6 protein-coding genes are annotated in these 6,379 nt (G+C 40.4%); 4 read left to right on the plus strand and 2 right to left on the minus strand.

What is annotated here, in order from left to right; all coding sequences use genetic code 11:
- The first annotated feature begins 193 nt into the window (after positions 1 to 193).
- Both ASU03_RS07010 and ASU03_RS07015 read left to right on the plus strand, forming a co-directional pair.
- Entirely contained in the window at positions 194 to 1,093 is a 900-nt protein-coding gene (locus ASU03_RS07010; RefSeq protein ID WP_057831171.1) for a formylglycine-generating enzyme family protein, read from the plus strand.
- Between the two features lie 165 nt (positions 1,094 to 1,258).
- Positions 1,259 to 1,522: a hypothetical protein gene (locus tag ASU03_RS07015; protein WP_057831172.1), complete on the plus strand. Its 264-nt coding sequence runs from the start codon at positions 1,259 to 1,261 to the stop codon at positions 1,520 to 1,522.
- A gap of 248 nt (positions 1,523 to 1,770) precedes the next feature.
- On the opposite strand, the gene ASU03_RS07020 is transcribed toward ASU03_RS07015, so the two are convergent.
- Both ASU03_RS07020 and ASU03_RS07025 read right to left on the minus strand, forming a co-directional pair.
- Positions 1,771 to 2,829, minus strand: coding sequence for an IS91 family transposase (locus ASU03_RS07020; protein ID WP_057831173.1), 1,059 nt, complete (start codon positions 2,827 to 2,829; stop codon positions 1,771 to 1,773).
- Positions 2,826 to 3,713 carry a site-specific integrase gene (locus ASU03_RS07025; protein WP_057831174.1) on the minus strand — a complete coding sequence of 296 codons (888 nt, stop codon included), beginning with the start codon at positions 3,711 to 3,713 and terminating at the stop codon, positions 2,826 to 2,828. Before ASU03_RS07025 ends, ASU03_RS07020 begins: the two co-directional genes overlap by 4 nt.
- A gap of 261 nt (positions 3,714 to 3,974) precedes the next feature.
- Between ASU03_RS07025 and ASU03_RS07030 the strand changes: the two genes are divergently transcribed.
- Positions 3,975 to 4,940, plus strand: coding sequence for an alpha/beta fold hydrolase (locus ASU03_RS07030; protein ID WP_057831175.1), 966 nt, complete (start codon positions 3,975 to 3,977; stop codon positions 4,938 to 4,940).
- Positions 4,941 to 5,210: 270 nt separating this feature from the next.
- Positions 5,211 to 6,038: an alpha/beta fold hydrolase gene (locus ASU03_RS07035; RefSeq protein WP_197411215.1), complete on the plus strand. Its 828-nt coding sequence runs from the start codon at positions 5,211 to 5,213 to the stop codon at positions 6,036 to 6,038.
- Positions 6,039 to 6,379 lie beyond the last annotated feature (341 nt).

Genomic DNA, 6,379 nt, shown 5'->3' on the forward strand with positions numbered 1-6,379 from the left:
AATGAAAAGTATGTTATGTTTGTACATGTTAGCCTCCAGTTTATATTGTTTAACACATATATTATGGCTCTGGTTTTACTAACCCACGAATCTGGAGGCTAGCACCTCGTGGGAGTCATTATGTCTAGGCAGCCAAACCTGTCAATTTTAGCTCATACCTAAATTACTTCAAAACAACAACGTAGGGATAACGATGAAAATAATATTATGTTTGATGGGATTGTGGGTTTCTTATACCTCTTACGCATCACAAATTATAATTGAACCGGATATGGTAGTTATACCTAGCGGTGAGTTTACAATGGGCGGAGTTAATGGAAATGAGCAACCAAAACACAAAGTATCAATACGTTCATTTAAATTGTCAAAATATGAAACTACTGTAAAAGAGTTTCGACAGTTTGTGGAAGAGACAGACTATCAAACCAAGCCTAGTTGTTGGGTATGGCAGGAAGTTACCAGTGAGCATAGCTGGGGGTTTAATGTACATAAAGGTGATTGGAGAACACCGAAATACGCACCATCAGATAACCACCCTGTGATGTGTGTAACCTGGGAGGATGCTAAAGCTTATGCTAAGTGGTTAAGTGAAAAAACTAATAAAGCTTATCGCCTACCATCAGAAGCTGAGTGGGAATTTGCGGCGCGAGCAGGAGCAAGTACAGATTACTACTTTGGTAATGACTCAAGTAAGTTATGTGAGTACGGTAATATATTAGATATTAGTGGTTCTAGAGCATTGAAGCGGGACTACAAGCTAAATAAAGATGGAGTTGAGTGTGATGACGGTTCTGAATATACGAGTGCCGTTGGGAAATATAAACCTAACGCATATGGTGTTTATGACATGATTGGCAATGTTGGTGAATACACATTAGATTGCGACCATTATGGTTACAACGGCGCACCGACAAATGGAAGTGCTCGGGTTGATAGTTGTAATAAAGAACGGCCGATGATAGTTCGTCGTGGGGGAGCTTATGGAGCCAATGCAAACGCAGTGCGGTCAGCCAATAGAGCACATGCAGGTAAAACTAACCCAAGCAGTTTAGGAGAGGGTTTTAGATTAGTGGAAGATATCGTTTCAAATTAATTAGCCGTTGAGTTTAAATTCAGGCAGCCTAACAAGAAAATAAACTAGGACACGTAACAGTTGGCTACGTTTCGCTTCGCTACACAATTTTAGCCAACCATTACTTAGCCTGTTATTTGGGCGTTAGGCATCAAAATTATCAATCAACTTTAGGAGTATATCTAAATGGAAACTATCCAAGTTCAATCAAAAGATATTGATATGGATTATCTTTACACTATCGACATCCCATTTGAGAAAGCGTTGGAAATCCTCAATTCTTCAGTTGAAGATAAAATTGTATGGGGTGCTAACGATGCATACGCATTAGTAGGCGAAGACACTATTACCATCTCAAATAATGTAAACGGTGGAACTTCAGCAATGTCAAAGAAAGAAGTTTTGTCTCAAATTGAAGAGCAAGTTCGCAAGATTAATGAAAATGCCTAACAAATAAGAATAGGTGTCGCGCAGCCGACACCTTATTCGGGTGTTGGACAAGCCCGAAGTCTGCTTTATAATGTAAATAGCGATTTGCTTGTTGAAGGGATTGCTCTCAATTACTTGATCACAAGACGCACGAAGTTAACACGAAAAATAAAAGGATTTTTCGTCGGTTTATTCTTTACTGTTTCATCTGTTATTTTTCTCCTTTGCTCTAGTTCCTAGCCATTATCCTTATTATATTCGCCTCTCGGCTAGGGTGTTCGTGTGACGCCAATACAGTGCATTTCATGTTGGCAGCAAGGACAGATCCGACTTGCCCGTATTGTCGTTGTTTCTTCTGTGGATTTAAGCCAGTCGTGCACAGGTAATAAGAGCAATTGAATAAGTAAACGTAGCTTTTTAGCGCCCGAAGATAAAAGCCCATAATCACGCACCCGTTGTAAACCCTTGGGTAAAACATGTTGCAGAATGAGCATTAAAAATTCAAGTATGGGCAACGTACGGCGTGTTATGTTGTTCGTTGCACTGTCTTTATAGCGAAAGGTGACGTTGTGTTGGTCATAATGAATAATGTCTTTATCGGGCAATACCCCGCGATATAAATACCGAGAGAGGTACTTTAACGCAGGCAAACCATTGCCAATTTTTTTGCAATCAACCACCCATTTTTTCGGTAATGTCTTGATGTTAACCAGTGAGAGGTCGGGATGTTGCTTTATGGCTTCAAACACGCGTGCTCGCCAGATGTTAGCGAGTGAAAATTCGTTAAACAAATAACCTTTCTTTCCTTTACACCACTGTTTTCGTTTTGGATCATAACCGCCATTAGGCACAATAATATGTAAATGGGGATGGAGCTCACGTCTTCTGCTGTGCGTATGCAATACAGACGTAAAGCCTATATTGCCTAATCCTTGGCGCGCGGCAAAGTCTTTCAATATTGAGGAAGTGACCGAAAACATCAGTTGGAACATCGCTTTGGGATGTCTTCTTGCCAAGGCCCTTAACTCAAAGGGCAAGGTAAACGTCACCATGAAATACTCAACCGGTAAGCGTTTTAGTTTTTGCCTAGCCAGCCATTGTGATGTGGTGTTTTGTTGGCACTGTGGGCAGTTTCGATGGCCACACGAAAGCGGTGTACGGTCATGGTGCTGGCAATGGTTACATGCCCAAAGTGATTGTCGTTGCTGCGCTGTTTTACACACAAGCATGGCATAAATGGCTTTACGCATGTCGTTTGATAATTGGGCGCTATACTGAGTTTCAAGGGCTTGGCGATATTGACGAAGTAGCTCAATGAATGTGCTCATGGCGTACACCATTTTATGCTGAGTTTATCGGTTAACTGGTTTACAGCGCGTGACATATCACGTTGTTTCACTTTAGTGAGTTGTGTGTAGCGTGCAGTGGTGTTGAGACTGGCGTGTCCAAGTAATTGCTGTAAAGAACGCAAGTCGAGCCCTTCTTCAAGTAAATGTGTCGCAAAACAATGACGAAGCGAATGTGGGCTAATGAGTTTTTTAATACGACACTCTGTTAACACACATTTTAAGGCTTTTTGAACGCTACCTTTATCCATAGGCGTATTGGTTTTTGACTGAGTCCCAGGGAAAATCAAACGCGCGTGGCGGTGTGTTTTCCAATAATCCCTCAGCGCTAATAGGGTGCGCTCAGGCATTGGCACTATGCGGTCTTTTCCTCCTTTACCATCACGAACATGTACTTGCATTGTCGATTTATCGATATCATGTATGGTTAAATTAAGCCCTTCACTTAACCGTAGTCCCATAGAATACAGGGTCATAAAAAACACTTGATAACGTAGTTGCTTAGTTTGATTAATCACATCACTGACTTGCTTGGGTGTTAAAATATCGGGGATGCGCTTTACTTGCGGTGGTTTAACGATAGAGAGCCATTCCCACTGTTTGTTGAGTGTATAGCGGTAAAAGAACTGCAAACCGTTACGGTCAAGTTTAATGGTGCTCCAAGAATGGGTTTGGATAAGGTTATTAAAATATTGTTTCAAGTCAGCCGTTGTTAACGTATCAGGGGCTTTATCAAAAAAGGCTGTTATACGGCGTACCGCACGGGTATAAGCATCAATAGTTGAAGGACGTTTACCTTGTAACCTTAAGTTGATAAGATGTTGTTCATAAAGATAATTGTAGCGTTGTGCTTGTGATGTATTCATAGGGTTACTCCAATAACGCATCATCGAAGTGACAATGCTGTTATTGAGTATGGATGGTGGTTTAAAACACCTCTGCCGCAGAGCGGCTTCGTTCAACAAGCTGTTCAAGCAGGACAAATTACAGTTGGCTGGTTCCGCTCCGCTTCACATTTTAGCCAACTACAATTTGCCCCTTAACAGGGCGTTAGGTATTTAATCATCTATGCACTTCTTAATACTTACTAATATATAACTTACCTCTTGCTGTACAAGGAAGATAAAATGAAAAAAGCGGAAGAAAAAATCAGCGTTAGCCGAAGAAATGTACTAAAAACAGCAACAGTGGTGGCTACCTTAGCTGTGTCTAGTGGTATAGCCAGTAATGCTCTAGCAGGTACAAAAGATGTTAGCGATATATCTAATACAGAAGAATTGAATTATTTACCTAGCCCTAAACAAGTCAAAGTGGCTGAAGGTGTATTACCACTCTCTGGCGGTGCAGGACTTTACTACTGGGATACTGGTGGTGATGGGCCTACGGTAGTGCTTTCTCATCCTGGTAGAGGTAGTGCGCTAACTTGGCCTTATCAACAACCAGTTTTTTCAGCCGCAGGATTTAGAGTTATTGCATACTCTAGGCGCGGGTATTTCGGTTCACCAGCAGGTTCGGCTGATGATACTGGTAACTATGCTGACGACCTTAATGCTTTAATTAATCATTTAAATATCGAAAAATTCCATATTTTAGGGCTAGCTGCAGGCGGTTTTTCCGTTTCCGATTATGCAGTTTCGTACCCTAAAAAACTACTTAGCATAGTTATTGTTTGTAGCCTCTTTGGTTTATGGGATAAAAATATTGATGAACGATTAGATTTTATTCTCCCTAAAAGTTTTGGTGATTTGCCACCTGAATTTAAAGAGCTTAGTCCTTCATATCGTTGGGCACACCCTGAAGGTGTTCGCGAATGGATTAAAATGGAAGAAAAATCTAGAGGGGACGGCATTAGGCATGGTCAAAAAGCCAAAAGTAAAATTACTTGGAAAAAATTCCGATCTGGTAATATCCCTACTTTCTTTATTGCAGGTGGAGCCGATTTATACCAACCTCCCTCAATGATGAGAGCTGCAGCACGTGAAGTGCCTCGCAGTCAGACTCTTGTTGTCTCAGAAGCAGGACACGCTGTGCAGTGGGAACAACCTGAATTATTTAATCGGGCTGTTATTAAGTTTTTCAGAAAACATAGCTAACAACTGTTAGTTCTTGGGTATTTATGTGTAAAAAATACCTAACAAGCACTTCAAACGGAACAAAAACAGTTGGTTAGGTTCCGCTTCGCTACACATTTTAACCAACTATTTTTGTCCGCTTAAGTGGGCGTTAGTTGCAAGGCGTCTTATCCAGTTACGGAGCACCAAATTATTAAGATTTCATTAATTATAATTTTCACATTATTACTAAATATGGTTAACGCGAGTGAATGGGTAGATACAACACAGCACAAAATTCGTTACGTAGAAATGGACGACAATATAAAGTTAGAGGTTGTTGATTGGGGTGGAAAAGGCACACCTCTTGTATTTCTTGCTGGTCTTGCTCTTAATGCCCATACATTTGATCCATTAGTTTCTTCGTTTGTTGATTCATATAGAGTTATCGGTATAACTCGTGTTGGTCATGGAAACTCAGAATCCCGAAAAGAAAACTTTTCAACAGCGAGATTAACCAAAGATATCATTACCATTTTAAATAAAATGAATATTGATAAAGCTATTTTTGCAGGTCATTCTTTTGCTGGGGGAGAATTAAATCATCTTGGAAGGCATTTTCCTGAAAGAGTAAGAGGGCTAATTTATATGGATGCTATCCAAGATTTAGATTATATGGACAGCCACTTAGCAGTGTGCCCCGATTTAGGTTACGCAACAATTGATGTATTGAAGCATCAAGATAATTTCTATAATACACAAAGGATTAAAAATCCTGATGGTAGCTACCTACCATATGCAGATATATCAGTATTGGGGAAGCTTATTAATGAGGAAGAAGACCGCCATTATTCTGAAATAGCAGCACCTGCTATTGCAATTAGTCATATACCAGAACAAACAGAAGACTTTTTCATTGGCTTAGGAAATCCTACCCAGAAGTGTTTTGAAGAGATGAATAAACTAACTTACCTTGGTATCGCTAGTTTTATAAAAAACAAACAAAATGCTGATGTAGCCGCTATTCAGAATAGCCAACACATGATACATATGGCTACGCCTGAAAAGCTTGTCATGGTGATGAAAAGTTGGCTTGCGAGAACATTTGCAACTAACAAGCCAATTAATCAGGACAAATAACAGTTGGTTTTTGCTCCTGCGTCGCTTATTTTAACCAACTATTTTTTGCCTCTTAATGAGGCGTTGGTATGACTCCCCACGTCAAGTTAAATACACCGATCCCTGCTCATTCATTTAGAGCCATAATGTCTTCTTTAAAATAGAAGAGTTAACGCATAGATGAAGCAAGTAATTTCGTCGGTTATCCTGCTGATATTCGTGGATTACTAACCACTTGGTTAGCAGCGCCTACCTTACTTATTCCGTCGTGGCACCTGATTTCAGTCTATGCTCGTGGTTCAACGATAATAAATACCGTTGCCAGCCTAACGCCCTCGGTGGTTATGCCACAGCCGATGCTT

Origin of the sequence: Colwellia sp. TT2012, assembly GCF_001440345.1 — a bacterium.
Taxonomy (GTDB): Bacteria; Pseudomonadota; Gammaproteobacteria; order Enterobacterales; family Alteromonadaceae; genus Colwellia.

Bases quoted from the DNA above. Each gene is read 5' to 3' on its own strand.
- ASU03_RS07010 (WP_057831171.1), top strand. From the start codon at position 194: ATGAAAATAATATTATGTTTGATGGGATTGTGGGTTTCTTATACCTCT.
- ASU03_RS07015 (WP_057831172.1), top strand. From the start codon at position 1,259: ATGGAAACTATCCAAGTTCAATCAAAAGATATTGATATGGATTATCTT.
- ASU03_RS07020 (WP_057831173.1), bottom strand. From the start codon at position 2,829: ATGAGCACATTCATTGAGCTACTTCGTCAATATCGCCAAGCCCTTGAA.
- ASU03_RS07025 (WP_057831174.1), bottom strand. From the start codon at position 3,713: ATGAATACATCACAAGCACAACGCTACAATTATCTTTATGAACAACAT.
- ASU03_RS07030 (WP_057831175.1), top strand. From the start codon at position 3,975: ATGAAAAAAGCGGAAGAAAAAATCAGCGTTAGCCGAAGAAATGTACTA.
- ASU03_RS07035 (WP_197411215.1), top strand. From the start codon at position 5,211: ATGGACGACAATATAAAGTTAGAGGTTGTTGATTGGGGTGGAAAAGGC.